Origin of the sequence: Rhodococcus sp. IEGM 1351 (assembly GCF_030056875.1) — a bacterium.
In the GTDB taxonomy this organism is placed as follows: Bacteria; Actinomycetota; Actinomycetes; order Mycobacteriales; family Mycobacteriaceae; genus Rhodococcus_F; species Rhodococcus_F opacus.
In genome coordinates this window covers 287,455-313,004 of sequence record NZ_JASHKU010000002.1, presented here as the reverse complement: position 1 = coordinate 313,004, position 25,550 = coordinate 287,455, and the positions used below count along the sequence as shown (strand labels likewise).

The following is a 25,550-nucleotide window of genomic DNA, read 5'->3' as shown; positions in this document are numbered from 1 at the left end:
TTCGGCGGCTCGCGGATGAACTTGTGTCCCCGACGACTGCGCGCTCCGCCTTTAGCACCGGCTATTGGTGCCCTCTCCGGGGCTCCTGCGAAGCCACCAGAGTAGAAGGGTCCGCGGCCAGCCTTCCCACCGATTTTTCCAATCCGTGAGTACCAGTCTTCTCCTTGTCGCGCCTTGTTAGATGCCGCTGCTTTCAAGCCCCCGGCCTTCGACCCACTCAAGACTGGAACCTCCGTAGAATGCGCTGCATGAGCGATAGACGCTTGTGTGCTACCTGCTCGCGAGCCTCCGCTCTTTGAGTCGCGGCTATAGCCTTCTCGACACGGGCCACTCGTACGTCCACGCTGTGAAGGTCGTCCTCAAGCGTGTGAAAGGCGTCTTGTGACCCCTTAGTCAAGCCGTCGATGCGCCGGTTAGTAGCTGCAAGTTCATCCTTGACTGTTGGACCTGCTGGCTGCGCAGCCGGTACCGTCTGAGCGCCCGTCGGCATGAGGACAACGCCCTTCTTTGCCGCTGCTCGATCGCGGGCTTGAGTCATAGTCTTCGCGACTTGCTTGCGCACCTCTGGACTGAAACCTGGTTTCGCCTCCGGTGTGCTTACCGCTGGTAGTGGTGCTGGATTCATCGCTCGGTTCGCAGATTGCTTCCGCAGTGCATACGCCTTGCGTCGCTCCTGGAACTTGCTCCAGGTCTTCAGGCTGCGGATCTCGGTGACTGTAGACGGCGAGTAGCCAGTGGCTTGTGAAATTTCGTTCGGTGTGAAGCCCGCAGCTAGTCGCCTTGCGATGTCGTTGAACTTCTGTTCGGTTATCTTAGTAGTGCCTTTCCTTGGCATATCTTAAATACTCCCTGGGGTCTCCACCCCGTTAGTTAGTACGACTGGAGGAGGGGTAACAAAGCCCCGTCCGTCATCGTGTTCAATCGTGCACACCCGGTGCACAGCTTGTTGTCGTCCGTATCTCGCGGCTCTAGGCATGAGATACAGGTATCGATCACCGCGAAGTCGTTCTCTTCCTCGCGTGAGATCTGCGCCTCGGCTTCCATCTCTTGGATGTATAGCTCGCCCTGGTCTAGTTCGAGCCAGGCCATTAGGCTGCATCCTTTTCGGCAAGCTTTGCCTGCATCTTCTCGATTGCGTCGGATGCCTCAGCACTTGTATGGATCTTTGCGATACCCGCCGAGATCGCGTCTGCACTGATGCCGGCTCGATTCATGAGCGTCCTCAATAGGTTGAGTTGCGCGTCACTGGCTGGTTTGTTCGGTGATGCCTTTGGCTTCGGACCGGGCGTGCTCTTACGCTGGGCGGTGTGCTCGTTACTGTCGGCGTCCTTCGAATCGTCGATAGCGAAGAGGCCGTTGAGCGCGTACTTACGGGCGTAGGAGCTGGTTGCCCCAGTGACCTGGGCCGCGTCCATCCCCTTCTTATCTGCTGCCTCTCGGGCATAGGCGGTCACTTCCATGAAGTTGTTCTTGTCGTCGTACACGCGTGCCGTGGCTTTCACGTAGTACCTGTCACCGATCATGTCGATGTCGTCGGCGACGACTAGCGTCAGCTCGTGCTGCTTGAGAAGTGGTTTAACCGCTTCCAGGATGTCTTCGGCACTGCGGTAGTCGTAGTTACCAAAGTCGTTCCGCTGGCTCTTAGGTGCGTTGAGCTCCGTCTGTACTGCTCGTAGTCGACTGTGAATTGTCTTTTCGCTCTCCATCTCCTTCCTTTCTCATGCTCTCCAGCTTCTCTGCTATCGGTGGATAAGCTTCCATGGCTTGTTCCGCGACGTTGGACAGAGCGACCTTGACATCTTGACCTGGCCCCTTGCCGAGTGTTCGGCCCAGCTCTTCGGCGTATTGTTCTGATGCCTCAACCACGTCTGGATCGAGTGATAGTGTTTTGTAAATCTTGCGCTTGCCCCATCGCTGGGGTTCACCTCTTCGGTATCGTTTGGTCATAGTGTGTAATCTCGTTTATCGGTTAGTTCCCCCGTTTACTGACTATGTGTGCTGATCGAACCCCGGTTATACTGTCCAGCTCGTTAATTGCTGCGTCGTGTTCTGGTAAGTACTATGAGCTATTTGGTATAAATATGCAATAGGAATTTGAGCGTGCCTGTGGAAAACTCGGTTACAACAAATCGTCGGTTCGTGCTTAAATGTTTTCTATATGACCTATGTTGCAACCCAGACTCAGCCGACGGGCAACCCCGGAGATCGCGACAGGGTGATCGGGGCATCTAGCTGGGGCGATACGCCGCGCATGACTGCCGCTCAGTCCCTAGACTTGGGTTCTATGAGACTTCTTGCCCGTGACCACGAGATCCTTCGGCTTGTTTCGCGGTTCGGACAACTGACCACGGCGCAGATTGACGCCCTGGTCTTCCACGAACTGAAGTCTCGCTCGCCATGCCGGGTAGCGATTCAACGCCTCGTGAAGCATGAACTGCTTGAGCCCGTCGCGCAGCGCCTGCCAGGTGGCCGGCTCGGTGGTAGCGCTATGAATGTGCTTCAGCTCGGACGTGAAGGTTGGCCCCTGTTCTTCGAAGGCCGACGACGGTTCAGCCGCGTGATCCGCGCGCACTCACTTGCAATTGCTGATGTATTCGTGGAGACGAAGAAAGCCGAGCGTACGGGCGTGCTTGATGTCTTGGACTACGCGACAGAGCCGGATAGTCACATCTACGTGGGCGGAGCTGACCTACGCCCTGACCTGTTTTTGGATATCGGTCTGCCACAAAAGGGGGAGCGGGTGGCTATGTGGTTAGAAGTCGACCTCGGTAGCGAGCGCCAGAAGCAGATCATTGCGAAAATCGAGGATTACAAGCTGGCGTACGAGCATTCTGACCAGTACCCGCTCGATGTGTTCCCGACATGTCTGTTCCTCGCGACAGAGCCCGAGAGAGTGCGAGAGCTACGGAATATGGTTAAGCGGGTGCGTGGTGTGCCGGATGGGCTGATCGACGTAGCCTTGATTGGTGAGTTCCCGTCAATTCTACAACGTTAGTACCACTGTTTGTATTGAATAACTATGAGACATTTGAGATAATAGTTGTAGATCAAAGTTAAACAGGTGCAACTATATGACTAACGAACAACGGCAAGCAATGAAGCTATCGAGCGAAATCCTACAACTAATCGATAGCGCCGATGGCATGACGCGTAGTGACATTCAGGGCGCAGTGGATGCGTTGGCTATGAATATCGCACGTGAGGCGCAATCATGAGAGAGTATAAGTTCAGAGGGAAGCGGGTCGATGCTGGTGAGTGGATATATGGGTGTCTAGTCGTGAACCCATATGAAACGTCTATCTGTGACGAGAACGATGTCACTTTTGGTCGCTATGACGTTGTCCCCGAGACGGTTGGTCAGTACATCACTCTCAAGGACAAGAACGGGGCGGAGATTTACGAGGGGGACATCGTTAGTCATGGTGGACAGTGGCGCGGAGCTGTGAGCTTCGGTGAGTTCCAGGTCTTCACTGAAGACGATAGCTATTGGTGTCTCGGCTGGATGGCGGGAGACATTGAACTCGACCCCAGGGGTGAGCCACTTCAGTACATCGTCATCGGCAACATCTACGAGAACCCTGAACTGCTAGACCATGGCGTGGCCGCGTAGAACGTCCCTCGGATTAACCGACCCGCGCACGGGCTGGATAGTCGACCTCACGCCGCTACTTCACTCGCCGAAAGCCACCAGACGTCGCGTAAAGCGCCCTAAGCGCAGACCAAACCACAAAGCCAACGCCTGGTCTTCGATAGCTCTCGCCGCGATCCTGGCACTTCTCATCACTCTGCCGCACTTCCGATAGCCTACAAAGAAGACCCGCACTGAGTTTGAGTGCGGGTCTTTTGCAATGTAGACCGGGAGCCTACGAAAGGAGTGTTTATGCGAGGAAGGTACTAGCCGGCCTTCGGGCGAGTCTGGCTTGTTCTTAGATTACCACGATTGCGTGTGAAGTCATTCGCGAAGACTTTATGGCGCTTCTGGCGCTCTTTCTCGTCTAAGGCGCGTGCGGCGGCTGTGGTTGGTAATGGCGCCTGATCAATCTCGATGCGACGGTTGAGGAGAGTGGAGGGGTTGAGGTTTGTTTGTGTGCCCATATCTGCATCGATTATTTCACATTAGGACTGTAATAAATAGTACAAGTGTGATTAAATGGGATTAGCTCTAAGAACTCTTGGCGAGTGCTTACTGCTAGGCACTGAGGCGTACGACTCTCTGTCGCAACCTTCTAACATAAATAAAACCCCTACGATTGGTAAGGGCTTTGAGTTTTGAACTCTTGGCTAACTATCATTATGAGGGGTTAGTCAGGAAATTGCAATAGTGAAATCAATCGGAAACGTGCTGAGGAGCCAACGACCTCAATCAACTGAACAACTGGCAGTTGGCTCTAACAAAGTTAGAACAATTGACAATAGTACAACTGTTGACCGTGCGCTTATACAGACTTCGGACCTCATTACAGAACAATTCAAGCCCTGGTACGCCAAGCAAGCCTACCGTATAGGGGCGGACAGGTACCTGGGCATTGCTTCAGACGCCCGTAAAGGTAAGTCGCCACAGAAGCTTTTTAGCTATCTGTTAAGGAAATCCTGATGGCTAGCGTGCTTGAACTGCGACAAGAATTCTCGAGATTGAAGGGATCAAATGCCTACCGCGAACATGTCGACTGGCTTGTTGAAGTACAGTACGGCCGGTGTGTGTACTGTGACTGTCTTCTTTACGAGGATGAGGAGCTATCGTACAGATACCCGGATTCGTTCTTCGATGACAACCCCTCATTCCCGAGAACATTTATTAACAGGACGTGGTTCTACCATGTCGATCACCTTGTCCCTCTAGGTGTGAGGGGGTCGAATGAACTGACAAACCTCGCTCTCGCTTGTCCGCGGTGTAACTGCGAGAAGGGGGCCAGTATATTGCCGGACTGGCTCGTGCGGGCGATCTCGCGTCGATTAGCAAGGGAGGGGACGTCTCGATGAAACAACGCGATACACCGTCTGGAATGGTTGAGGTCTACGAACCGGAGCATCCGCTATCCAATCAGCAAGGGGTTAGGCGTGGGTGGGTACTACTGCATCGGAAGGTCGCTTGGGATCACGGTCTATTGACTGACCCATCACTACGGGTTAAGCATCACAACGGCAATACACAAGATAATCGCGTCGAGAACCTATATGTGTCGGTCCCCCGGAAAACGACACCGTGTCAGGGGTGTGGTGCCGAACGCCGTTCCAAATCGTTGGTGTGCCGACAATGCAAGCGCGCGGAGAGAGACCGTCTGCGTGCGGAGATCATCGTCAACATTGGGGAACACAAAGCGGACGAAGAACTGATTCGTGAGGTCGACAAGATCGCCTTCGGTATGACGAGCGCGTATATGCGAACCTACTTTCGCAAGGCGGTCGCAGGTCTGGTTATTTCGCGAGAGAAGCGCGCAATCGAGGATTTCGTGTCGAGAACCATGGGACCGCGATGCGCTACTAGGCTCGATTCATGTCCGTCATGCGAGCTATGGGAGTTGTACGACCTATACGTTGCTGGTCGAAAGGAGCGTCAGCTTTGATCGTTGGCTACGACTACCACTCTTGGCGGACTCGCTACCCCCTCGCCCACCATTGAACTAAAGCTATCGACACATAGAGTAGCCCCACCATTGATATCGTCAATGGGATAGCAACCCACCACGAGTATCCAATTAGCCCGTACTCGCCCTGATCTATCTGCTTTCGGTATCGGCGACTCATGTGTGCGATGAGCGCCCACAGGAAGAGACCCGGCAGGACTACCACAGACATTACGAGGGCGACGACTCCACGACCTGTTGGCCCCTGGATGTATCCGAGAGCAATCGCGCCGACGTAGAGAAGGCCAGCAGCAAAGATGGCCGACAACGTGCGTGTCGCAACGTCCTGCCAGAACTTTTCCTGGCGTACCCACTCCGCTGGACACTTCCACGGCGGTACTGTCTTAGATTCTTCCTTCTCTGGCTCGCGTGTAGTCACGTCGCGGCATGTTACGGCACAGAGGATGGGAGAGACCGGCTAGCTGTCGGCTTCGTAGCGGCTCAAGGGTATGAATAGGTTCCCCGGTATTGGTGGCAGCTCTGCGATCTTCTCACGTGCTGACACGAACATCTGTTGACGTTCGGAGCTAAGTTCGTTGAGCAGCGCTGTAATGTTGCTCTCGCTGTTCTCGGGGTCGTTAGGCCAATCAAATGCTTTGCTCTTGTTCAAGCTTACGTGAATGTTGAACTGGAGCGAGTTGGTCAGTGCCCACACTCGTTGGATAGACGCCATGGTGTCTGGCTCACTCACGAGAAGTGCTGCAGGCATGATCATGGATTCGACTGCATGCTGTCGGTCCCTCGCAAGCGATGCGATGTGCTCCGCGCGCTTTCTCTGCGTAATCCGGTGTTGGTCCGGTATGTGTTGATCTAGTTTGAGGAAGTTCTTCGTCTCGTCGGCTAACGAGAGGGTGCGTTCCGCGGAATCGACAATCTTGTCAACTGCGGGCCAAATCGGCGGTATCAAACGGAGCTGCTCAGCATTTCGCTGCGCGGTTAGTTCGTTCTCAAGCCGAGTATTGGCGTCGTGAAGCTGCTCAGCATGTCGCTCGGCTTCCTTCCGGCTTCTCTCCTCGGCGGCAAGAGCGTCCTTGGCGTTCTTCTTTCGCGCTTCGAGCGCCTGCCAGAGAGACACTGAGACTGCACCGAAAGTGAGAAACCCCGCGACCCAAGCGGCGGCTGGTCCCCACTGCGCCGATGTCCAGTCATCGGTGAACGCCGTTACCTCGTTGGTTCGCCACCCGAAAGCGATACCGAGAAGTCCAGCCAGGGCGAATGCGAGCCAGTACCCGATAGTGGCGGGCCGGTTGGGCAGATTCATGGGTGAACTGTAGAGCTTCGTTCAGCTGGCGATGTCCTCGGTATCCTCCGCCTGTCGAAGCGGCGGCACCTGCGCCAGGTGTTCACGAACAATCTCAGTCATCGTCTTCCGCTGGTTGATGATCGTCTTATAGCACTCTTTCAGTTCCGTCATGTCGGGCACGGCGTGACGCTGCACAGCAGTTGCGGCAGCGGTGGCGCTCAATTCATGAAGCTTTCGGGTATCGAGGTAGAGGGTCTTAAGCGCGGCCTGGGTGTGCGGCTCGCTCACGATGAAGTGCGCGGTACTGAAGCCCATCTCCAGATCCATAAGCGAGCGCATCCAAGGTTCGGCCTTCGCCATGAACTCTTCTGCCGCCTCGTTCGTGCGCGGCATTGACGGCAGGTCGGTTAGAAGATATTGGAAGTCTTGGAACGGGAAGGCGAGGTCAGCGATCTGTTGCCAGATCGGCGGGATGCACCGTATTTGTTCTGCCCGCCGTTGGGCATCGAGTTCATTCGCCAGGAGTTCATCGGACTTCATGAGCTGCGCTGTATGCCGTGCTTCGGCAGCCGCCATCTGCTCGGCAGATACCGCGTGAACCCGCTCCAGCTCTTTCACCAGCCGTTGATCCGCTGCCTCTAGTTCCCGCGTTAGTCGTTCATCGGCCTCGGTCTTGGATTCCTCCGCATCGTCCCGTGCGCGTTTGATCTGCCACAGCGCGACGGCAACTGCTGCAAATGCGCCGAGTCCACCAACCCAACCACCAGCTGCGGACCACTGGTCAACGGTGAATCGAGTACCCGTGGCGAAGGCGTACAGGTAATGGCCGACAACTACGACCATGGTGCCGGCTGCGATACCCGCGACCCAGTAACCGAGTTTGTTCACGAGCGGGACACTACCGGAGTAGACGCGAGAGTTTTCCACAGTAGATCATTTGAATGACAGCGATTAACGAAGATTGCTATTGCATATTTAGACTGAATAGCTCATAGTAATTCGCAGAACAAAGATAACAAAGAAAGGCATCAAACCCATGAACGATACGAAAACAATCGCCCGCCGCGCGTCAGTCGTCGAACAGGAACGTAGGGGATACTTCGAACAGCTAGCCGCCGTGGCAGTTGGTGTCGTGGTAGTCGGTATGACACTCGCACTACTCGCATGGAGTCTGATGCTCTAAAGGGATCAGCAACTAAACAACTGAATATGGAGAAACCCCACGATGGATAAATCACTAGTTCCAGCGAACCTAGAAGACAAGCTGGTTAAGTACCGCATTGATGCCGACGAAGCAAACACGCTACTTGCCGAGTACGGCGCTCCGTTTACCGAGGCTGGCGAGATACTAGCCAATTATGAAACTGTTAAGGTCAGCGACGAGTCTGATACTGCGACCATGAAGCTTGCACGCGATCAACGCCTCAAGCTTCGCAAGGTGCGGACAAGCGTCGAGAACAAGCGCAAAGAGCTGAAAGCCGACATCGTCAAGCGTGGCAACGCTATCGATGGTGTGGCTCGTTTCGTCAAGGAAGTAATCACTCCAGCTGAGGAATACCTACAGCTGCAAGAGGACTACGCGAAGGTCAAAGAAGCTGAACGCCAGGCCTCAGTTAAGGCCGAGCGCGTTGCGAAGCTGAGTCCATACGCCATTGACCTCAGTCTCTACAGCTTGGACTCTATGACTGACGAACAGTTCAATGACCTTCACTTGGAGCTGAAGACTGTCCACGAGGCGAAGATCGCCGCTGCGAAGAAGGCGGAGGAAGAGGCTAAGGCACAAGCGGAGGCTGAACGCAGGGAACAAGAGCGTATCCGCGCGGAGAATGAGCGCCTGCGCCAGGAGGCCGAGGTTCGACGCAAGGCAGAGTCAGTCGAGCGTGAGCGGCGAGTGGCGCTGGAACGGGCTGAGCGTGAGCGTGTCGCTCAGGAAGAGCAGGCACGCCTGAAAGCGGAAGAGGCCGAACGCCAAGCACTACTCGCGCCAGACAAAGAGAAGCTACTCAGCTTTGGGAAAGCCTTGGAGGTGATCCGGACCGAGAAGCTACCTGCGGTGAAATCGAAGCAGGCACAAGACGTCGTGAACCTCATTGATGAAATGCTGGTCAAGATGCAGGCAGTTATAAACGATAAGGCAGCACAGCTGTAGGGAACTACCAGTATGAAAATCGAGACACCATCTAAGAAACGCGGCCTTAAGATCCTTCTCTGGATCGTCGGCATCATCATCGTTCTAGCCCTGCTGGGCTCGCTCGGCGCCAAGACCGAGAGCACGCCACAGGCATCAACTCAGCCGGACGTCACCGCTGAACCGGCTGCTCCTGCCACCCCGAATACCTGGGTAAAGGTGGCCGAACTATCCGGCACGACCAACAAGCGCGGCGACGTCTTCAAGATCAACAGCACCAAGCAGCGCATCACGTACACAGTGAGCGACCAGCACAGCCCATTCGTGAGCGTCTACCTCATCCCTGAGGGGAAGAGTCTGGAGCGCGACGGAGGCTTTCCTGAAGTCATGATGGCAACGACCAGTGGAGAGACACTCGCCTACAAGAGCGCGGGAAGCTATTACCTCGACGTGAATGGGCAGGACGAGTGGACGGTGATCGTCGAGGAGTGGAAGTAGCCATGTTCCGCTTCTTGGCATGGTTCGGTGTTGGATTCGTAGTTCTCTGCGCCATCTCCTTAGTGATCGTGCTTGTCTACCTCATACGCTACGAGCCACAGGAGAATGTAAGGCGGCAAGAGGTCTGTCGCGACGCGTTCGGTAGCGGGTACACCTACCGGGATCAGTACCAGGGAATTGACCTTTGTACTTCGTCAGACGGCGACATCAAGGCGTTCCCAAACGATGAGGTCAAGTCATGACCGCCCGCATCAGCCGCCGAATGCGTGACAACCTAATCTGTATCGCGTTCGGACTCATTGCCGCCGCTGCCGCCGCATTCGCGACTATCGGCATCACCAACATGCTGTTCGACGAGCCAGCCCTCACCCCATCCGCGGCCGTCTCTACCGACCCAGTAGACCAGAACGCCCTCGAATCGCTCGTCAACGAGCAGCGTGCCGATGCTGGCAAGAAGGCTCTCGCCACGAACACCAAGCTCCGCAAAAGCGCGTGTGCGAAGGCGGACGACATTCTGGCGCAGAACTATTGGGCGCACACATCACCATCCGGTGTGACGCCGTGGAGCTTCATCGAGAAGGCCGGCTACGAGTACAGCCACGCGGGGGAGAACCTGGCGAAGGCGTACCCGGACGACGCAGCGCTCGTACAGGCCTGGATGGACAGCCAGACGCACCGCAAGAACGTGCTCGGCGAGTTCACTGAGCAGGGGATCTGCCAGAAGACCGGGACGCTCGACGGGAAGTCGACGACGGTGACTGTTATGCATGTGGGGGAGACGGCATGAGTCGAGAGATCAAATTCCGAGCGTGGGACTCTCGCGACGAGAAGGTTCATCCGCTCAAGTGGATCGACAATTTTGACCACCACGCCGCGGTTGTTACTGATTGGACCGATGACAGTGTGACATGGGAGCTGCGTCAATTAGACGAGCTAGAGGTCATGCAATACACCGGCCTCAAGGACAAGAACGGTGTGGAGATATATGAGGGAGACGTCGTTCAGGTGCTGAATGACTATCGAACCGAACGTGGCGAGGTAGTCTATAGAGACTGCCAGTTCCTAAGAGATGGCGCTAAGCACGCACTCGCTTCAGACATGCGAATCCACGAGGGGCATGTCATTGGAAACATTTACGAGAACCCTGAACTCCTGGAGCGCGCATCATGACGCTCACCATCGACTTCAACGAAGAAGAGACGCGCGAACTACTTGCCCACCTGGCGCTCAAGGACGAGAGCATCCTCGCACGCAGGAAGATCGCCAACCTCATCGCGAAGAAGGTCGCGGATCGAATGTAGATGAGCTACTACGAGCAACTACTTGAGAAGAAGGGGATCACACTCAAGCCTGAGGCTGTGTCAGCTCGTCGCGATCTGATGCGCGCCACCGCCTCGTCTATTTCGCGGGTAAAGCGCTCATATCGTCATTGGTCAGCTGAGCCCTACGTATCGCGTGAAATCCCGACGGTTGTTGACGGGAAAGACGACGGCTACCTCGCCATGACGGACCGCCGAACACATCGCGCATCTGCATTTGACGATGAGACCGGTCAGCGCATCTGCTGTGTCTGCCTGGTCGCGAAACCACCCGATCAGTACACCGTGAACCGACAGAAGATCGACGGCCGCGACGCGCGCTGCAAGCCCTGCAAGTCGCGCATCATCACCAGCTACCAGAACGCTAAACGTAAACGAGACAACTGAATATGGAACGCAAGACAACCAAACGACGATACGAGAAAGCCGAGGTTCCAGCTGAACTAGCTGAAGCAACGAACACGGAACTCCTTGAGCAAGTCATCAACATGCCAGGGGAGCTGGGTGACACCTATACCCGCTTCATCAACCTAAGTCTCGGCAATCAGGCCCTCTTGATGATGCAGAACGTCTTCGAGCCAGTCAACACTTTCAGGCGCTGGGGTGAGGACTTCGGCCGCGACGTGAAGAAGGGGGCCCGCGCCAAGTACATCCGCCGGCCACTGTTCAAGAAGGAAGTGAACGAGCAGGGCAAAGAAGAGGAGAAGCTCATCGGCTTCAAACTGGTCAAGTGCATGTTCGGCGTCTCGGACACTGAAGGCGACCCATTACCCGAGTACGAAGCGCCGGAGTGGAGTCAAAGCCGCGCACGACAGAATCTCAACATCACCGAAGTGCCCTTCGAGGAACTGGACGGCAATGTCCAAGGCTTTAGTTACGCCCGCAATCTCGCGATTAATCCCGTAGCGGCCTTTCCTCTAAAGACCTGGCTTCATGAGGCATCGCATATCGAAGCGGGACACACTGGGCCGGGATCGCATGAGGAGTACCTGACGCATCGCGGCGAGAAAGAGTTCGAGGCAGAGACAAGCGCGTATATCCTGATGCATCGTCTTGGTGCTCTCGCGCTGTTCAACGCTGCTGAGAGTCGCAACTATGTGCAGAGCTGGATGCGGAACAAGAAGCCGACGCCAGAGTCGTCAGGTCGCGTCCTGAGAGTGTCTGAGCGCATTTTGAAAGCCGGTAGAGAAACTGACACCGCCGAATGACTGAGATTGACTACGACGCCATGAGAGCCCGCCTATCGGCTCGCATCGCGCAGAAGCAACAACCTGCTACATCGCCCGCTACGACGCAGCAGACAGCGTGTCCGCATGAATGGCAACGCTATATCGAGCGGGTACCGGGTGAACGTCGCAACGCAGGCGAGCTGAATCGCACGGCTAACCCGGTCGAGATCTCACTTGGCGCACACTTCATATGGATCGGGTGCCCACTATGTCGAACGAAGCGCCGGATCGACTACAAGGTCGGGTAGACCACGGGTGTAACGCGGGTCACAACCGCGTGCGATACGTAGTTGTCGGGGCCAACTTCAACGTGTGGAGGACGCCATGAGCGAATTGGACTTCTGGGGGGTACCCGACTGGGCGCAGCCCGGCATCTATGCGATCGCGTACGGGCTAGCCCAGATTGCCTTTTGGTGGTTCAGCATCACGTGAGCAGCGTTAACATCCGCTTGACGAATCGGCTGGTCTTCCGCATGTTAAGAGCAGATGGAAGAACCGGCACTCCCGATCACAATCCACAGAAGCATCATCGGACTGCTCGTCATCGTGATCCGCGGCCTCCTGGTGTTCGGACTTCTCCTCGCGCTGGCTTACTGGCTTAAGGCGCAGAATCCAGCCGATACCCTCCCGCTCGCCATCCTCGGACTGATGTCCGTCGTGGTCATCCTGGTCACCATCGTGCAGGTCGTTGTCTATGACCTGGCGACCCTCACGCTCCGCGAGCAGGGAATTGCCGTGTCGAACTGGGCGACCTTGTTTGTCAGCAAAGAGGCGGTGGCGGACTGGGATCAGATCGAGGACATCACTGTTGAGCAGTCAGGCCCGATCGCCGGCCTACTGGGTATCGGCACGATCCTCGTTCAGACAGCAGGAACTCAAACGAACTTCCGTCTCACTTGGGTACCTCGCGTGAAGTATTGGCGTGACTTCATCGACCAGCGATCGTAGGATCGTGCGTCGCCATGAACTGGGGATCTTCTACCCACAGCCGCTCGGCGACACTGGTCGGCATCGTCGAGCAGGAGTCATCGTCGCGCTCTTCCACGTGGTCGGTCGCGCTGTCCTTGATGCCGATCTGACCGGCCACACCTTCCCAGCCGCCCATGAAGGCGATGTTGGCTGGTATGCCTTCCAATGAATCCTTCCGTACCTTCTCGGCGGTCTTCGGGTTGATCTGCGCGTTGATGTAGAGCCCACCACCGGCGCCACGTTCAACGATGCTCGGCAGCGGCAAGATGCTCGCGAGCAGTGCCGACTCTTCCGCGCTCATGTACCAGGGCGGCGTGTTGAAGTAGTACCAGCTCGCCGCGCAGATCCCGTAGAGCTTGGGCGCGAACTGCGCGTAGTTGAGGTACAGCTCCATGATCCGGGCATCCGACATGGTGAGTACGAAGTCAGTAGACATGTACGCCTCGACGCCCTTACGCCACCAGGTCTTGTCTGGCGAGAGGAACATGTTCTTCACGAGCTGCTGGGGGATGGTTGATCCACCCAAGTCATCCTCGCCATTCCTGTACGCATTAGCGCGCTCGATAAACGTCGAGACATCGAAGGCTAAGAATCGCTCACCATAGTCCACGTCTTCGTGCGCAATAGCTGACGCAATCATGTGTCGGCTTATGTGGTCAATAGAAACGAACTGATAGTCCACGGGAGTGCCTTCACGCCTCATGAAGCTGGACGTGTTCGGGGTTTGCCAGATGAGCGTCACCACCACCAGTTGGAAGGCGACCGGCAAGGTCATGACGAGAGCAATAGCCACCAATAGCCAACGGAGCCAGCGCTTCTGATGGCGCAACTGCGCGAACCGATCGCGCTGATCACGAACGTACCGGACAACTCGCTGCCGCCTGCTCGGCTGCCGTGGGGGAGTAGCCGGCACTTCGGGCGGAGACCAGGGCTTGTGCTCTACCGGCTGAATCTCATCGTGTTTTGGAGACAGGTTAGGCCTGGGAACAATTCTCGTTTCCATTTGCTCATCCCTCATCAGGAGTGCTTTCTATCGCCCGACTTCCGTTAGTGGAATAGAGCAAAAGCACGATTTATCGCAATTGTATGTGGAATAGCCGGTATCGCGTTCGAGAGCGAGAGGGCGTCTTCACGGGCATACTGCGTGGACGAGACAAGGGAGGGTTCGGATGGGTGCTCAGGTAGTCGTCATGCCGCCGCTCGGTGAGGACGTGACGGAGGGCAAGATCCTCACGTGGCTGAAGCAGAAGGGCGACCGGGTCCGCGAGGGTGAGCCGCTGCTGGAGGTCGCAACAGACAAGGTCGACGTCGAGATCCCGTCCCCGCTGACCGGGAAGATCGATGCGCTGCACTACCGCGAGGGGGATGCAGTGCAAATCGGCGGGGTCATCGCCACGATCACCTGGTGACACGAGAGCAGAGCGGGTGCTTCCCGAGGCTTTCGCCTCCACCCGCCCTGCGAGAGACAGGCTAGCACGCGTTCGCACAAGCGTTCGAGCCAATGCAAAAGAGAGGCATCGAGCCGCCCGTACTGGGCTGACTCGATGCCTTTTCTAATTGGAGCTACTTCGTATAGTGATCTTTGATCTGTAGAAGAGCCATATAAGTTTGCGGCAGTGTTACCACTATCGCAAGGATTGCAAGAGTTACCACTACATGGGTACCCCCTCTCGTAGATTCTCCGGAACGTTTCCGCAGTATACTAATTATAACATATTCTCCCGAATAATGTGCGCGCCCTAAAGGGTTAGTCGCGATAGCCGGACATGCCCTGGTGGGTGAAGAAGTAATCAATCTTCGAGGCTGCTGACTTGATATGTGGGACCGCGTTGACTATTGCCGTGCGCTTAAGATCTAATGTTCCGTTTGTTTTTACTATCATTACTATTCTATTTAAACACATATAGCATTTTAAGTCAATAGGAAAGCGCTGGATTCGGTTAGTTATCCACAGGCTGTATGGCAAATAGCTATTGTATTTTCTAATCGAATGCATCATAGTAATTCGTAACAAATAGCAAAGGATTGAGGCCGGTAGAGACGGCGAGGGAGAAGAAGAATGCTAACAATTCAGTTCAAACGACCAAAGCTATACGAATACAGGAGTGACGTCATGGATCAGCATAAGGCCAACACTGCGCTTCTGACTCGCTCAAAGTTCGTCCATCAAACATCAACATATCGTGGCGGCACTACCGAGTATCTGAATGAGATTGAACTTCGCCTGCCGTTTGTGAAGATTCGCAAGGCTTGGATGAATACCGAGCACGGAGAGCTCTCATGAGCGCCATAGAAGATGCTGCTGAACTACGAGAGGCGCTGTTCTCAGTTGCGTTCAACACGAGTGGTCAGGATTTCTATCCGCAAACATGTACCGAACTCGCCGCTCTCATCAAAAGCCGCGAACAGGAAGCGGAAAAGCGCGGCGCGTCAAAGGCAGCGACGGCTATCAATAGCGAGCTTGGCCTGGACCTCACCGACGACGGTAGCTACTACCTCGGGCGATATGAACGACTTCACGCCCAGCAATCAAACCAAGGAGACACGATATGAGCAACATCTACCACGAAAGCAACGAGGTCAAGAGAGGTTTAATATCTGGCGATATACCGAAAGGTAGCATCATTAATGTTCAGTGGCCGAGCGGCAATAGTGAAGCTGTTAGAGTTCACGGCTGGGATATGAAAGAGGGTGCGATGATCGGATGCAGTATGGGTTGGGATAACGCCGCTACAGAATGGTACAGATTAAGTCGTGCGGTCGTTAGTCTCATAGAAAAAGCCTCAGTAGAGGAGATTATCTCATGAGCGCATCAACCAATGACACTACTAGTAAGGATGAGCTACGAGACAAGCTAGAGAGTTTATTCAATGAGCCTATTGACGACACATCCTCTCCGCGAACAGACGCAGCTATGCAGCTCATCAAACAATACGGCGACCAGATTCATAATGAGCTGACTGATAATGAAAAGAAGGTCTGGCTGTATAAAGATGACCTTGAACGTCGCTTGATACAAGAGCGGATACAGGCGTTGGAAGAATTACGCAATAAGCACGACGAAAATGGACAGCACTACGGCAACGACATCGACGACGCTCTTTACTTTTACGAGGATGACTTGAAGAAACTCGCCGCCCTAAAAGCTAAGGAGAGTAAATAGATGAGCGCACCGACAGAGATTCAAAAGGAACTAGTGAATCAGCTGAAAGCTTTCGAGAGGCACATCATGGAGCGCGAGGGTGTTATTCCGTGTGTGGACATGAACCCGCTGTATGGCATTGACGCGGTTGCAGCGGCAATCCTGCAAGCCGTTGATGCACACATAATCGGTGAGGATGAGGACAGGATCAGCGTAGCGGATGTACCTCCTCCAAAGTCTTACTATTTTAGAGAAGACTTGGAAGTCATATTGCCGGAAAGAGACAAGATCAAGCGCAATCAAAAGCGAGCCGACCAGCGCCTAGCCCTCTGGGGGCAATCTAAAGACAACGCAAGTAAGGAGAAAGACGTATGAGCAAAACGAGACTTGGGGCGGCTTTGAAGCAATACTGCTGGCAGAACAGCATTACGACCAGAGACCTTGCAGTCGCATGGAGCTGTTCTCACACGACAGTATCTCGCCTATTGAATGGACGGGATGTGTCACAGCAGACTTTCGTCAAGGCGCTAGCGTGGCTAACCGAAGACTTGCCAGAGGTAAGTCATGAGTAATCTTGATCTCGCTCTGGGTTTTTTAATCTTGGTTGGATGTTTGATCTACTTCATTAACATGAAGTACGGAGGGGATCATGAGTAATACCCAAGACACCACCAGCGAGTTACCGACCATCGACGAGTTGCTGAACCAGCTAATCTCGGACACAGCCAACCAGGTGATGCCTGACGAGGCCGACAGAATATGCCCTGATCTAGTGGGGCACTTCACTAACCTCCGATCATTCAGAGATGAAGCCAAAGCCCAGCTAGAGCGGATCATGGCACAAGAGCGGTTAGATGCACTCTTATCAGTAGAGACAAAAGTTTGCAGTAAGCGACCCCATGCCGAATGTGTAGATCAAGAGGAACTCCATAGGCAAATCGCAAACCTCCAAGCTACCGCACACCCTCTTCCTGAAGCCTCTCAGCGACGCTCGTGACTAATCCGCACTAATGTTTTAAACTGTAGCCAGATATGGCAGATAAGAAAACACCATCCAATGCAGGCGATACGCAGGCGAACAAAAGTCCAAAGTTGCTTGCGAACGGCCTACCTCCCTCGATAGGCAAGAAGACCCAGTTCAAGCCCGGTCAATCGGGTAATCCCGCTGGCATGAAAAAGGGAACAAAGCACATCAACACCTGGATTCAGGAGCTGGTCGGTGACGAGAACTTCGAGGCAGTCATAGTCGACCTGAAGGCTGGTTTCATCGACTACAAGGGTGCGCCGATGAAGGCCATCGTCAAAGCGATCATCAATGAAGCCCTCGCTCACCCAGAGCCCCGTGTCCGTCAAGCTGCCCGTGAGCAGCTGATGAAGTACGGCTGGCCTACCAAGAACGAGGTAACCGGCGAGGACGGCGCGCCACTCGTGAGTCCCTACGCCCAGTTATCCGCTGACGATCTGCGCAAGCTCGCGTCTGGGAAGTAGGCGATGGTTCCTGATCACGTCCGCCTCGAAGCAAAGAAGGAACTCGCCCGACGCTATCTCTACGACTACTGCGCTCTGAGATACCCGAAGCACTACAAGGATGAGCGCCCATACCTTAAGGAGGTGTGCGACCAAGTCCAGGCCTTCGCCAACCAGAACGAGAAGCGCTTCTTGGTGATCAACATGCCTCCACGCCACTACAAGAGCTTCACGGCCGGCAACTTCGTGGAGTGGCGGTTCGGCGAGGACCCAACCCGCAAGGTCATGACCGGCTCGTACAACGAAACGCTCTCAACCACCTTCGCCCGCAAGGTTCGCGACACGATCGATGAGGTGCCTTCGCAGGGTGTACTTGTCTACCGAGACATCTTCCCTGACACCAGGGTCAAGTATGGCCAGGCCAGTGCGAGTAAGTGGGCACTAGAAGGCAGCACGCAGGATAGCTATCTCGCCACGTCTCCTAGCGGTACCGCGACCGGATTCGGCGCCAATGACATCGTGATCGACGACATCATCAAGAACGCAGAAGAGGCGTACAGCGAGCTTGTGCTGGAGAAGCACTGGAGTTGGCTCACGAACACGATGCTGTCGCGAACTGAGGGTGACGACTGGAAGGTGTACGTCTTCATGACGCGGTGGGCGCAGGGCGACTTAGCCGGGCGGATCATCGACGCGTTCGGTGACGAGGTTGAGGTCATCACCTACAAGGCAGTGCAAGACGACGGGTCGATGCTTTGCGAGTCGGTGCTTAATCGACGCGACTATGACCTGAAGACCAAAGAGATGAACACGGACATCGTCGAGGCGAACTACAACCAGAAGCCGATCGACATCAAGGGTCGCCTCTACAGCACGTTTGTCGAGTATGAGGCGTTACCAGCTGGGCAACGTAAACGCTGGAACTACACCGACACCGCGGACACCGGGGCTGACTTCCTATGCTCGGTCAACTACGACGAGGTGGACGGCGATGTGTACGTGACCGATGTCGTCATGACCGATGAGGCTATGGAGACCACGGAAGGGCTCGTGGCCGACTCGCTGGACGCTGACAACGTGGATGAGGCGATATTCGAGAGCAACAACGGTGGACGTGGCTTCTCGCGCAACGTCGAGCGCAAGCTGAAGGAGAAGGGGAACCGCAAGTGCGTCGTGAAGGCGGCCCCTCAAACGGCGAACAAGGAAGCCCGCATCCTCACATCGAGCGCCTGGGTCAACCGTCACGTCTTCATGCCGAGGGGCTGGAAGCAGAAGTATCCCGAGTTCTACAAGCAGCTCATGGCGTATCAGAAGAAGGGGAAGAACAAACACGACGACGCGCCAGATGTCTTGGCGGCGATTTACGAACGCGTAGCGAATCCAACAAGAGCCCAATTCAGGGTGCGTACAGCGTAATTGCTCTAGGCGGGTTCTGACTTTTGTTTTACTATCAGGATTAGAACAGTTAGCGCACAACAACTACATATGGCACAAAAGAACACCCCACTTAGGTACAAACTCGCAGCAGCATTACTCGGCAAGAACAAAGCCTTCATCCCACACCTCAGCAACACCCTCGACCTGTTCGATGGTGGCAACACCATCAAGAACTATCGGACCAAGTCTGAGGCGATCACTGCGAACCTCGGATGGGCCTTCACGGCAAACGACGCCATCGTGCGCCCTACGGCCAAGATCGAGCTGAAGCTGTATCGCCGGGACAAGAAGGGCGACCGCGAGGAAATCTTCGACAGTCCCGTCCTCGACCTGATGAAGCGCCCAAACGGTGCGCTCAAGGGCAAGCAGATGCGCCGCCTGCACTTCAGCTACATGAACTTCACTGGCGAGAGCTACATCCTCATGATGAAGGGGGACAAGCCATTCGAGCCAAAGAAGGGCCAGCTCCCTGACTCGCTCCACATCTTGCCGGCTCACCTCTGCGAGTTCGTCCTCGGCGATACCTACAGCCAGAGCACGGTGAAGTTTAACAACAAGGAATATCCGATCACGTCGGTAATCCGCGAACTAAACCCTGATCCACGCAACCCGTACTTCGGGCAGTCCATCATCACCGCAGCTGCGGCCACGATCGACACTGACGAGCAGATGAAGGATTGGAACCGCCGCTTCTTCGCGAACAACGCCCGACCAGGCTTGATCTTCTCAACCAAAGAGGAGATGAGCGACGATGCCTATGCACGCTGGAAGGCGCAGTTCAGCGACCAGCACACCGGTTCCGAGAACGCGTACAAGAATCTGCTCGTGGAGAACGGCGACGCTAAGCCGTACATGGTGAACCAACAGGATCTCGACTTCCTCAACAGCCGCAAGTTCACCCGAGACGAGATCTTCGCGATGTTCCAGACCTCACCAGCAGTTGTCGGCCTTATCGAGAACGCCAACCGTTCGATCATGGACGGCGCGATGTACACCCACACGATCAACAACGTCCTGCCTCGTATCGAGGACTTTGTCGAGCTGATTAACACGGCTTTCGTCCAGGTCTTCGACCCAACACTGGAACTCGACTTCGAGAACCCGGTGGCTGAGGACAAAGAGGCCAAGCTCAACGAAGCGGACAAGGGCGTCAACAAGTGGATGACCATTGACGAAGTGCGTGAGCTGTACGGAATGGATGCACTGCCAGACGGCCTAGGAGCGCAGATCTACGCGCAAGGAACGCTGAGTCCACTATCAACGATTGCGAACGCCACAGAGCCTGATACGACCTCACAGGACGCCAAAACCACGGGTGATGATCCCGAAAAGACTGATGAAACAACGAAAGAGGGTAAGAAGAGCTTCCCAAAACCAAGGCGCTAACTCTGGAAGAGAAGGAAGCGATCGGCGAGCAGAAGGTCGCCGACTACATCAGACTCTCGGCGCGCCATGAAGAGGCGATGCTGCAGTCCGTGCGCCGTCAGTTCGACGCTCAGCGTGACTTTGTTCTCGGCAAGCTCGACACCGTCCCGGTCACCAACAACTTCACGCCGAAACAGCGCAAGGCCTGGCTTGACGACGTGGTCGACTGGTCACTGTTCGACGACAATATGCGCAAGGTTCTGGCGCCCATCCTTCTCAGCCTGATCGCTGACGCTGGGAAGGTGGCGGTTCAACAGGTAGGGCTCGATCCATCCCTGTTCACAGTGTTCAACCAATCCGTGCAGGACTACATGCGTGAGCGCAGCACCAAGATTGCCAAGGACGTCAACGACGAGACCGAGAAGCAACTGCGCGCCACGTTGTCGCAAGGCATCCAGGCGGGGGAGACGACGTTCGAGCTTCGGGCTCGTATCGAGGGCGTGTTCGGATTCGCGGCCACCACACGCGCCGATCGCATCGCGCGCACCGAGAGCACCAGGGCAACAAGCTTCGCCGACATTGAAGGATGGGACCAGTCGGGCGTTGTCGAGGGCAAGGAGTGGTACACGGCGCTGGACGAGCGCACCTGCCCATGGTGTCGGGATCTACATGGCCGAGTCGTGCCGCTGAAGACGAACTACTTCAACAAGGGCGACGTGATGGAAGTCGACGGCAAGACGATGACCGTGAGCTATGACGACATGCCGGGATGTCCAGCCCACGTTAATTGCCGATGCGTTCTTCTCCCAGTGCTAATAGAAGGTTGAATCTGGGTGATCTTTAGTACAATGGTGACATATGAAAGACAACACCACTATTCCAACCCCTCTCGCTAACCGTGTCCTTGCAGTGCGACGCGAGGCTGCACAAACCACCGCAAGCGGCATCTATCTACCTGATTCGCACAAGGAAAAACCGTCAATGGCAGATGTGAAGGCAGTTGGTCCGGATGTCAAGGACATTGCCGTAGGTGACACGATTGTTTTCAAAGAATATGCCCTTACCGAGCTGAATGTAGGTGGAACGAACTACATCGTTCTCAAATCAGACGAAGTGCTCGCGACTATATAGCGACGCTTGATCGAAGTTGCGTTATATTGAAGCTATATGGCAACAAAGTATCACTTCACAATAGAACAAGGCGCGACCTTTAGAACTAGTTTCGTATGGAAAGACTCGGACGGCAATCCGATCGACCTAACAGGTGTGACGCCGAAAATGCAGATACGAAAGACTGGCGGGTCTCTTATCGTTAGCCTAACGTCTTCTCTTACCCTTACGCCGCTTCAAGGCAAGGTGGATCTGGTCATAGGTGCTGATGTCACCTCAGGCTTCACCTTTGACACCGCGAACTACGACCTCAAGCTCGATGGTGGACCACTGAACACTAGCCGAATCGTTGAGGGGGTAGTCACTCTCGACAAACAGGTGACGGAATGAGCGAGACAGTCACTGTCGTTGCCGAAGAGCAGGTTGTTGTCGTCACCGAGCGGCCTGACGCCTCGGTTGTTTCAGTCGTCACTGCCGGTCCACAGGGGCCTCCATCCGGCACAGCAGTAACCGTCGCCAAGAGCGGCACAGCCAACATCCTCACCAGTTCGTACGCTAATGACGCGGCGGCCATCATCGCAGCGGTCTCGCTTGCTTCCACCCTCGGTACGCGCCGGGTGTTGGTGCTCGGCGACAACACAACGACCTACACGATCGGTAACAGCCGCATCGACTTCCCAAGCAACTTCATCTTCGAGGCGCAGCCAGGCGTCCTGTTCAAGTTGAGGAACAACACGTCCGGCACTAACCCAGTCGGCTTTGGCAACAGTGACACTGTCAACGGCAACGCAAACATCTACCTGCGCAACATCACTGGCGACGGCAACGGTGCGAATCAGGTGGCCGGCCAAAGCAGCGGCGGAGTGTTCTTCAACTTCTCCGGTGTCCAGAACCTCGTCTACGACAACGTCAACATCTACGACTCGATCCGGTACAACTCGTTCATCGGCGTCGCAAGCAGTGCCGCTATCACCGGAACGGCAACCTTCACGATCGACAGTCCGACTATCACGGGCTCGGGCACTTCATTCACGTCACTGACGGTCGGCAAGCGGCTGCGATCTGCCAGCGGCAACCTGACCCCGCCGATTGCGAAGATCAACAGCGATACATCACTCACCCTCGCGACACCGTGGCCACACGCTACTGAGTCGGGGGTATCTGCCAGCTCGGCCCAAGGCGTCACGTTTTTGGTGAAGGACTCCAAGTTCGGTCGCACATACGAAGATGACACGTTTGGCGGTGGTGGCTGGGACTACCCAAAGATCGACAACTGTACGTTCGAGAACGCGTCAGGCTATGGCTTCGGATCTACCGGCATGTTCGGCGGCACCATCACGAATGTCTACGCTCACCACAACCTCAACGGCCTGGGACTCGAGCGGGTCAGCAACTCCACCTTCACTAACGTCATCACCGAGTACAACAGCTCAAAGGGCGTCAATCTCATCAACGGTAGCCACAGCAACCGGTTTGTCAGTGTGATCGCGCGCTACAACGCTGATGGCTTCTACGACGCCAATACCTCGGCAACCAAGGGGCAGAACGCCCGCAACAGCTACACCAGCTGTCTAGCCGAGTTCAACACGAACAACGGTTTCAACATCTGCGGGGTTGATCGTCCGTCATTCTTCAACTGCGTCGCCCGTAGCAACAGCACAGCGAGTGCAGGTACCTACTACGGTTTTGTGTTCCAGGCCGCCAACAACTACAACACGACCAGGCCGGTTATCCGCAGTTGCCGTGGGTTCGATGATCAGGTGTCTCAGACACAGACCAAAGACATCCACTTCACGGCTGGCGCAACGAACGCTCGCGTTGACTTCACCGGCTTCGACAACATCTCTGGACTCAGCGCCCCGAACTACTCCGCCAACATGCAGATCCTTGGCGGCGGTAAGCAGATATCAATCATCACCGCTGGCGCCCGTGCGATCAGCAACTACGAGAACTACATCCTGTGCAACCAGGACAGCTTTGCTCACACCCTGCCACGCCTCGACAGCATCGTTGACGGCCACAAGGTGAAGTACCTCTACAACGGTGCGGGCACGCCGACCTGGACGTTTGCTCGTAGTCCAAGCGATTCATTCGGCACACTCGAGGATTACAGCGCGATCCCACAAGACGGTCACTTCTGGATTGAGTGGTGCTGGGACAACAGCACGAAGCGATGGTTCATCTCTGGAACGAATCATGCTGCTGGGCTGAACAATAAAGTCGACAAGGTAGTTGGCAAGGGACTGTCGACTGAGGACTACTCAACGGCTGAGAAGACCAAGCTCGCGGGTATCGCGACGGGGGCAACAGCCAACGACAGCGACGCCAACCTGAAGAGTCGAGCCAACCACACGGGCAGCCAGGCCATCAGCACCGTCACGGGGTTGCAGACAGCGTTAGACGGAAAGCTTCCGGTGAGTGGCGTGAATTCCGGAGACGTCTTTCTCGACTACATTGGCGGCAAGACGTCATCCAACTTCACCTTTGACGTCAACGGGAACTTCCTCGGCACGCTTTCAGTAGGCGGCGTTGGCGTCGTGCTGCTCACCGGGGCTCAGACGCTCGCGAGCAAGACCTTGACCGCACCTGTGATCAACGGTGTTCGGTTCGGCATCGCTACGAAGACTGCCAACTACACGCTGAACTCTGGTGACCACACCTGTCTGGTCAATGCAGCATCAGGCCCGATCACGATCACGTTGCCGAACGCGAGCGTCGGCACCGGTCAGTCCTATGTCATCAAGAAGATCGATAGCTCGGGGAACGCGGTCACTGTCGCTACGACCTCTAGCCAGACCATCGACGGCGCGACTACTCAGTCCCTGGCCTCGCAGTGGACAACCATCCGCGTCAGATCAAACGGGTCAAGCTGGTTCATCGTGTAATGCAGTACATCACCACCGCACACGAAGCCGAACTGAACGCCGCCCTCGTCATGAAGTCATGGGGATACACAGACGCCGTCGCAACCACTGGCGGGGCGGACGGGGGCATCGATGTTCGATCATCCCGAGCCCTGGCGCAGGTTAAGTGGCGTGGCGGGGCAGCTGGCCGGCCAGAGATGCAACAGCTCTACGGCTCGCGCGCTGCTGACACGAGCAAGGCACTGTTCTTCTTCGCAGCGTCGGCGTACAGCGACCAGGCGGTGCAGTATGCCGATCAGGTTGGGATCGGGCTGTTCATATACGACCCGGTCGGTGCAGTAACCGCGGTGAACAAGGTGGCTCAACAGTTCGTGGTAGCGGCACCGAAGGGAACGGTCGCTAAGGCTAAGATGCCACTCGATGACGTACTGCTATTCGGGGCAGGCGCACTCGCACTGATCGGAGCGGTGATTCTCTTTGTCCTCCTCGCAGGTAAATGACGACGCGTACCCGATGGCAAAGTTCGACGATTCACGTCGGAACAAGTATCTGAGCGAAATCTATCGGCATGCGCGGGTTGCGCAGGTGGCAATCGACAGTTTGCACGAGTCGTTCGCGGCTGAGCCCTTCGAGATCAACATTGACCGGGTCTTCATGGGCGTCCAGTCGTTCCTGGCATCGTCCGGAATGATTTCGAAGATGGTCTGGCCCGCCGTGGGAATGGTGAAAGACCCAAACGTGCGGGAATGGACGGTGAAGCGCAAGCAGATCCTGCAGGAGGTGCTTCAGTTGGACGACACCTCACCTCTTGCCTCGCGTAACCTCCGCAATGCGTTCGAGCATTACGACGAACGGCTCGATACGTTCGTTTCCAAGTCGTACAACACCTTCATGCTTGACTGGACGATCACTTCCGGGCCGAGTGTGTTCGAAGTCCTCGGTGACGCGGAGGATATGCCGCTTGTTACGTGCATCGATCCTAAGACTCTAAATGTGCGGATTATGACCGCATCGATGTCTCTCCTGGAACTCAATGAGGAGGTTCAGCGCATTGGTCAGCTCGCCAAGGACATCATTGAGCGGCGTTAGTGTGATGTATCGCTATTGATTTATTTCGCAGTCTAGTTGTATCTTTAGACCAGAGATACAACTCAT

Annotated in this window: 31 protein-coding genes; 27 read left to right on the top strand and 4 right to left on the bottom strand. The window is 55.5% G+C overall.

Going from position 1 to position 25,550, the window contains the following annotated elements; genetic code table 11:
• Positions 1-1,088: 1,088 nt before the first annotated feature.
• Entirely contained in the window at positions 1,089-1,706 is a 618-nt protein-coding gene (locus QM806_RS04535) for an ERF family protein (RefSeq protein ID WP_283290527.1), read from the bottom strand.
• A gap of 452 nt (positions 1,707-2,158) precedes the next feature.
• Here QM806_RS04535 and QM806_RS04530 point away from each other — a divergent pair, with 452 nt between their 5' ends.
• From QM806_RS04530 to QM806_RS41595, 3 genes are all read left to right on the top strand, one after another.
• The gene (locus tag QM806_RS04530; RefSeq protein WP_283290526.1) at positions 2,159-2,995 is read left to right on the top strand and encodes a replication-relaxation family protein; all 837 of its coding nucleotides are present in this window, start codon (positions 2,159-2,161) and stop codon (positions 2,993-2,995) included.
• 216 nt (positions 2,996-3,211) lie between these two features.
• Positions 3,212-3,610, top strand: coding sequence for a YopX family phage-derived protein (locus QM806_RS04525; protein ID WP_283290525.1), 399 nt, complete (start codon positions 3,212-3,214; stop codon positions 3,608-3,610).
• A 983-nt stretch (positions 3,611-4,593) separates the two neighbouring features.
• Positions 4,594-4,980 carry an HNH endonuclease gene (locus QM806_RS41595; protein WP_502943827.1) on the top strand — a complete coding sequence of 129 codons (387 nt, stop codon included), beginning with the start codon at positions 4,594-4,596 and terminating at the stop codon, positions 4,978-4,980.
• Positions 4,981-6,042: 1,062 nt separating this feature from the next.
• Here the strand turns inward: QM806_RS41595 and QM806_RS04520 are convergent.
• Both QM806_RS04520 and QM806_RS04515 read right to left on the bottom strand, forming a co-directional pair.
• The gene (locus QM806_RS04520) at positions 6,043-6,885 is read right to left on the bottom strand and encodes a hypothetical protein (protein WP_283290524.1); all 843 of its coding nucleotides are present in this window, start codon (positions 6,883-6,885) and stop codon (positions 6,043-6,045) included.
• Positions 6,886-6,906: 21 nt separating this feature from the next.
• Positions 6,907-7,755 (bottom strand): hypothetical protein, encoded by an 849-nt coding sequence (locus QM806_RS04515; RefSeq protein ID WP_283290522.1) that lies wholly within the window; start codon positions 7,753-7,755, stop codon positions 6,907-6,909.
• Between the two features lie 337 nt (positions 7,756-8,092).
• Between QM806_RS04515 and QM806_RS04510 the strand changes: the two genes are divergently transcribed.
• The 8 genes from QM806_RS04510 (at position 8,093) to QM806_RS04475 (ending at position 12,989) form a co-directional block, all read left to right on the top strand.
• Complete coding sequence (locus QM806_RS04510) at positions 8,093-9,016, top strand: hypothetical protein (protein WP_283290520.1); 924 nt, start codon at positions 8,093-8,095, stop codon at positions 9,014-9,016.
• Positions 9,017-9,028: 12 nt separating this feature from the next.
• Entirely contained in the window at positions 9,029-9,493 is a 465-nt protein-coding gene (locus QM806_RS04505; RefSeq protein ID WP_283290518.1) for a hypothetical protein, read from the top strand.
• 238 nt (positions 9,494-9,731) lie between these two features.
• Positions 9,732-10,280, top strand: a complete 549-nt coding sequence (locus tag QM806_RS04500; protein WP_283290516.1) for a CAP domain-containing protein — start codon at positions 9,732-9,734, stop codon at positions 10,278-10,280.
• A complete protein-coding gene (locus QM806_RS04495; RefSeq protein WP_283290514.1) occupies positions 10,277-10,663 on the top strand; it encodes a YopX family phage-derived protein in 387 nt (128 codons plus the stop codon). The genes QM806_RS04500 and QM806_RS04495 overlap by 4 nt, the downstream gene beginning before the upstream one ends.
• Complete coding sequence (locus QM806_RS04490) at positions 10,660-10,794, top strand: hypothetical protein (RefSeq protein WP_283290513.1); 135 nt, start codon at positions 10,660-10,662, stop codon at positions 10,792-10,794. The genes QM806_RS04495 and QM806_RS04490 overlap by 4 nt, the downstream gene beginning before the upstream one ends.
• Complete coding sequence (locus tag QM806_RS04485) at positions 10,795-11,199, top strand: hypothetical protein (RefSeq protein WP_283290512.1); 405 nt, start codon at positions 10,795-10,797, stop codon at positions 11,197-11,199.
• 2 nt (positions 11,200-11,201) lie between these two features.
• On the top strand, positions 11,202-12,020 hold the full coding sequence (locus QM806_RS04480) for a hypothetical protein (protein ID WP_283290510.1): 819 nt from the start codon (positions 11,202-11,204) through the stop codon (positions 12,018-12,020).
• Between the two features lie 507 nt (positions 12,021-12,527).
• Entirely contained in the window at positions 12,528-12,989 is a 462-nt protein-coding gene (locus QM806_RS04475) for a hypothetical protein (protein WP_283290508.1), read from the top strand.
• Here QM806_RS04475 and QM806_RS04470 read toward each other — a convergent pair.
• The gene (locus tag QM806_RS04470) at positions 12,970-13,785 is read right to left on the bottom strand and encodes a biosynthetic peptidoglycan transglycosylase (protein ID WP_283290507.1); all 816 of its coding nucleotides are present in this window, start codon (positions 13,783-13,785) and stop codon (positions 12,970-12,972) included. The two genes, QM806_RS04475 and QM806_RS04470, sit on opposite strands and share 20 nt — an antisense overlap.
• Before the next feature lie 394 nt (positions 13,786-14,179).
• Here QM806_RS04470 and QM806_RS04465 point away from each other — a divergent pair, with 394 nt between their 5' ends.
• The 16 genes from QM806_RS04465 (at position 14,180) to QM806_RS04395 (ending at position 25,484) form a co-directional block, all read left to right on the top strand.
• Positions 14,180-14,419: a biotin/lipoyl-containing protein gene (locus tag QM806_RS04465; RefSeq protein ID WP_283290506.1), complete on the top strand. Its 240-nt coding sequence runs from the start codon at positions 14,180-14,182 to the stop codon at positions 14,417-14,419.
• 704 nt (positions 14,420-15,123) lie between these two features.
• Entirely contained in the window at positions 15,124-15,294 is a 171-nt protein-coding gene (locus QM806_RS04460) for a hypothetical protein (protein ID WP_283290505.1), read from the top strand.
• Positions 15,291-15,563, top strand: coding sequence for a hypothetical protein (locus QM806_RS04455; protein ID WP_283290504.1), 273 nt, complete (start codon positions 15,291-15,293; stop codon positions 15,561-15,563). Before QM806_RS04460 ends, QM806_RS04455 begins: the two co-directional genes overlap by 4 nt.
• Positions 15,560-15,817, top strand: coding sequence for an HK97 family phage prohead protease (locus tag QM806_RS04450; RefSeq protein WP_283290503.1), 258 nt, complete (start codon positions 15,560-15,562; stop codon positions 15,815-15,817). The genes QM806_RS04455 and QM806_RS04450 overlap by 4 nt, the downstream gene beginning before the upstream one ends.
• Positions 15,814-16,173, top strand: a complete 360-nt coding sequence (locus QM806_RS04445) for a hypothetical protein (protein ID WP_283290501.1) — start codon at positions 15,814-15,816, stop codon at positions 16,171-16,173. Before QM806_RS04450 ends, QM806_RS04445 begins: the two co-directional genes overlap by 4 nt.
• Complete coding sequence (locus QM806_RS04440; RefSeq protein WP_283290499.1) at positions 16,174-16,527, top strand: hypothetical protein; 354 nt, start codon at positions 16,174-16,176, stop codon at positions 16,525-16,527.
• A complete protein-coding gene (locus QM806_RS41590; RefSeq protein ID WP_502943826.1) occupies positions 16,524-16,724 on the top strand; it encodes a helix-turn-helix domain-containing protein in 201 nt (66 codons plus the stop codon). Before QM806_RS04440 ends, QM806_RS41590 begins: the two co-directional genes overlap by 4 nt.
• 460 nt (positions 16,725-17,184) lie before the next feature.
• Entirely contained in the window at positions 17,185-17,640 is a 456-nt protein-coding gene (locus QM806_RS04435; RefSeq protein ID WP_283290498.1) for a DUF5681 domain-containing protein, read from the top strand.
• Between the two features lie 3 nt (positions 17,641-17,643).
• The gene (gene terL / locus QM806_RS04430) at positions 17,644-19,035 is read left to right on the top strand and encodes a phage terminase large subunit (protein ID WP_283290497.1); all 1,392 of its coding nucleotides are present in this window, start codon (positions 17,644-17,646) and stop codon (positions 19,033-19,035) included.
• A 69-nt stretch (positions 19,036-19,104) separates the two neighbouring features.
• Positions 19,105-20,442, top strand: a complete 1,338-nt coding sequence (locus tag QM806_RS04425) for a phage portal protein (RefSeq protein ID WP_283290496.1) — start codon at positions 19,105-19,107, stop codon at positions 20,440-20,442.
• 77 nt (positions 20,443-20,519) lie between these two features.
• Positions 20,520-21,248, top strand: a complete 729-nt coding sequence (locus tag QM806_RS04420) for a phage head morphogenesis protein (protein WP_283290495.1) — start codon at positions 20,520-20,522, stop codon at positions 21,246-21,248.
• Positions 21,249-21,279: 31 nt separating this feature from the next.
• Positions 21,280-21,552 carry a GroES family chaperonin gene (locus QM806_RS04415; protein ID WP_283290493.1) on the top strand — a complete coding sequence of 91 codons (273 nt, stop codon included), beginning with the start codon at positions 21,280-21,282 and terminating at the stop codon, positions 21,550-21,552.
• 36 nt (positions 21,553-21,588) lie between these two features.
• A complete protein-coding gene (locus QM806_RS04410) occupies positions 21,589-21,921 on the top strand; it encodes a hypothetical protein (RefSeq protein ID WP_283290491.1) in 333 nt (110 codons plus the stop codon).
• Positions 21,918-24,416: a hypothetical protein gene (locus QM806_RS04405; protein WP_283290489.1), complete on the top strand. Its 2,499-nt coding sequence runs from the start codon at positions 21,918-21,920 to the stop codon at positions 24,414-24,416. Before QM806_RS04410 ends, QM806_RS04405 begins: the two co-directional genes overlap by 4 nt.
• Positions 24,416-24,895: a restriction endonuclease gene (locus tag QM806_RS04400; RefSeq protein WP_283290487.1), complete on the top strand. Its 480-nt coding sequence runs from the start codon at positions 24,416-24,418 to the stop codon at positions 24,893-24,895. The genes QM806_RS04405 and QM806_RS04400 overlap by 1 nt, the downstream gene beginning before the upstream one ends.
• Positions 24,896-24,908: 13 nt before the next feature.
• A complete protein-coding gene (locus tag QM806_RS04395) occupies positions 24,909-25,484 on the top strand; it encodes a hypothetical protein (RefSeq protein ID WP_283290485.1) in 576 nt (191 codons plus the stop codon).
• Positions 25,485-25,550 lie beyond the last annotated feature (66 nt).

Bases quoted from the DNA above. Each gene is read 5' to 3' on its own strand.
- QM806_RS04535 (WP_283290527.1), bottom strand. From the start codon at position 1,706: ATGGAGAGCGAAAAGACAATTCACAGTCGACTACGAGCAGTACAGACG.
- QM806_RS04530 (WP_283290526.1), top strand. From the start codon at position 2,159: ATGACCTATGTTGCAACCCAGACTCAGCCGACGGGCAACCCCGGAGAT.
- QM806_RS04525 (WP_283290525.1), top strand. From the start codon at position 3,212: ATGAGAGAGTATAAGTTCAGAGGGAAGCGGGTCGATGCTGGTGAGTGG.
- QM806_RS41595 (WP_502943827.1), top strand. From the start codon at position 4,594: ATGGCTAGCGTGCTTGAACTGCGACAAGAATTCTCGAGATTGAAGGGA.
- QM806_RS04520 (WP_283290524.1), bottom strand. From the start codon at position 6,885: ATGAATCTGCCCAACCGGCCCGCCACTATCGGGTACTGGCTCGCATTC.
- QM806_RS04510 (WP_283290520.1), top strand. From the start codon at position 8,093: ATGGATAAATCACTAGTTCCAGCGAACCTAGAAGACAAGCTGGTTAAG.
- QM806_RS04505 (WP_283290518.1), top strand. From the start codon at position 9,029: ATGAAAATCGAGACACCATCTAAGAAACGCGGCCTTAAGATCCTTCTC.
- QM806_RS04500 (WP_283290516.1), top strand. From the start codon at position 9,732: ATGACCGCCCGCATCAGCCGCCGAATGCGTGACAACCTAATCTGTATC.
- QM806_RS04495 (WP_283290514.1), top strand. From the start codon at position 10,277: ATGAGTCGAGAGATCAAATTCCGAGCGTGGGACTCTCGCGACGAGAAG.
- QM806_RS04490 (WP_283290513.1), top strand. From the start codon at position 10,660: ATGACGCTCACCATCGACTTCAACGAAGAAGAGACGCGCGAACTACTT.
- QM806_RS04485 (WP_283290512.1), top strand. From the start codon at position 10,795: ATGAGCTACTACGAGCAACTACTTGAGAAGAAGGGGATCACACTCAAG.
- QM806_RS04480 (WP_283290510.1), top strand. From the start codon at position 11,202: ATGGAACGCAAGACAACCAAACGACGATACGAGAAAGCCGAGGTTCCA.
- QM806_RS04475 (WP_283290508.1), top strand. From the start codon at position 12,528: ATGGAAGAACCGGCACTCCCGATCACAATCCACAGAAGCATCATCGGA.
- QM806_RS04470 (WP_283290507.1), bottom strand. From the start codon at position 13,785: ATGACCTTGCCGGTCGCCTTCCAACTGGTGGTGGTGACGCTCATCTGG.
- QM806_RS04465 (WP_283290506.1), top strand. From the start codon at position 14,180: ATGGGTGCTCAGGTAGTCGTCATGCCGCCGCTCGGTGAGGACGTGACG.
- QM806_RS04460 (WP_283290505.1), top strand. From the start codon at position 15,124: ATGGATCAGCATAAGGCCAACACTGCGCTTCTGACTCGCTCAAAGTTC.
- QM806_RS04455 (WP_283290504.1), top strand. From the start codon at position 15,291: ATGAGCGCCATAGAAGATGCTGCTGAACTACGAGAGGCGCTGTTCTCA.
- QM806_RS04450 (WP_283290503.1), top strand. From the start codon at position 15,560: ATGAGCAACATCTACCACGAAAGCAACGAGGTCAAGAGAGGTTTAATA.
- QM806_RS04445 (WP_283290501.1), top strand. From the start codon at position 15,814: ATGAGCGCATCAACCAATGACACTACTAGTAAGGATGAGCTACGAGAC.
- QM806_RS04440 (WP_283290499.1), top strand. From the start codon at position 16,174: ATGAGCGCACCGACAGAGATTCAAAAGGAACTAGTGAATCAGCTGAAA.
- QM806_RS41590 (WP_502943826.1), top strand. From the start codon at position 16,524: ATGAGCAAAACGAGACTTGGGGCGGCTTTGAAGCAATACTGCTGGCAG.
- QM806_RS04435 (WP_283290498.1), top strand. From the start codon at position 17,185: ATGGCAGATAAGAAAACACCATCCAATGCAGGCGATACGCAGGCGAAC.
- terL (WP_283290497.1), top strand. From the start codon at position 17,644: ATGGTTCCTGATCACGTCCGCCTCGAAGCAAAGAAGGAACTCGCCCGA.
- QM806_RS04425 (WP_283290496.1), top strand. From the start codon at position 19,105: ATGGCACAAAAGAACACCCCACTTAGGTACAAACTCGCAGCAGCATTA.
- QM806_RS04420 (WP_283290495.1), top strand. From the start codon at position 20,520: ATGCTGCAGTCCGTGCGCCGTCAGTTCGACGCTCAGCGTGACTTTGTT.
- QM806_RS04415 (WP_283290493.1), top strand. From the start codon at position 21,280: ATGAAAGACAACACCACTATTCCAACCCCTCTCGCTAACCGTGTCCTT.
- QM806_RS04410 (WP_283290491.1), top strand. From the start codon at position 21,589: ATGGCAACAAAGTATCACTTCACAATAGAACAAGGCGCGACCTTTAGA.
- QM806_RS04405 (WP_283290489.1), top strand. From the start codon at position 21,918: ATGAGCGAGACAGTCACTGTCGTTGCCGAAGAGCAGGTTGTTGTCGTC.
- QM806_RS04400 (WP_283290487.1), top strand. From the start codon at position 24,416: ATGCAGTACATCACCACCGCACACGAAGCCGAACTGAACGCCGCCCTC.
- QM806_RS04395 (WP_283290485.1), top strand. From the start codon at position 24,909: ATGGCAAAGTTCGACGATTCACGTCGGAACAAGTATCTGAGCGAAATC.